The sequence below is a fragment of the Stenotrophomonas sp. HMWF003 genome, from assembly GCF_003061285.1.
GTDB lineage: Bacteria > Pseudomonadota > Gammaproteobacteria > Xanthomonadales > Xanthomonadaceae > Stenotrophomonas > Stenotrophomonas maltophilia_AP.
The window spans coordinates 1-906 of sequence record NZ_QAIW01000303.1 but is presented as its reverse complement, the minus strand read 5'-3'; the positions used below and the strand labels follow the sequence as shown (position 1 = coordinate 906).

Below are 906 nucleotides of genomic sequence, written 5' to 3'. Positions count from 1 at the left end.
TCGCTGTGGGTTGCGGCGGTGCGGGCATCGTTGCGACGCACGCCGCTGACCGCCTGTTCGGTGACCTTGCCGTCGCGGATCACCAGCACGCCCATGGCCGGGGTGGCGGTGCCCTGCATCGCCTGCGCGATGCGTGTCTGCAGGTCGTCGGCGGCGCTGGCGCTGGCGGCAACGCACAGGAGTGACAGGCCCAGCCACCGGCGCAGGCCGCGCACGGTGGAGTGGGAGGAAGCTGCGGTCCGTCGGGCGGTGATCGTATGCATCGAAGTCCTTTGCGCAGCAACGTGGGCAGCACCTGCGCCACTGGCGCGGTCCTGCGGAATGCGACGTCCACCGGCACCCTGCACAGGCGTGGAAGGCGGCGTGCAATTCACTCTTGCATGCGCTGAACCGCCGCGGATGTGCCTGCAGTCACGCCCGGGATCGCGCGGTGCGCGCGCTGTTGCCCGCCGTACAGAATCGTGCGGTGGCCGCAGTGCAGCGCTGGGATCAAGGGGCTGCCGGCGCGGCGCAATAACGCGAGCCGCTGCGTGATACAGGCACGTGCCAGCGTTCGTTGCCGGCGTCATCGTCGCCGAGGTAGATCGCGATCCGGTTGTCGGCATCGTGGTGCAGGGTGGGGCTGACGCCGTGGTAGCGCTGCGTACCGTCGGGATGGACGACGCGGACCTCGCCGCCGCAGACGAAATTGGCGCCGACCTCGGGATGCAATGCCGCGCACGCCATGCGCGATGGCTCGACCACTACCCGCCCGGCCGATGGCGATGCGAGCGCATCGCTATCGATCAGTTCGCAGAAGTAGTCGGACATGACCTCGCGGATATCTGCTTGCGAGGGCATCCAGGGCGGGCAACTGTCGGGGTCGGGTTGGCAACTGCTGGCCGGTGTGGCGTCGTCGCGCAACGC

Annotated in this window: 2 protein-coding genes; both read right to left on the bottom strand. The window is 69.1% G+C overall.

Annotated elements, in window-relative coordinates:
• A partial coding sequence (locus DBR34_RS21370) for a hypothetical protein (RefSeq protein ID WP_219928280.1) occupies positions 1-263 on the bottom strand: 263 nt, incomplete at its 3' end.
• A 226-nt stretch (positions 264-489) separates the two neighbouring features.
• On the bottom strand, positions 490-906 hold a 417-nt coding region (locus tag DBR34_RS12455; protein WP_219928279.1), incomplete at its 5' end, for a hypothetical protein.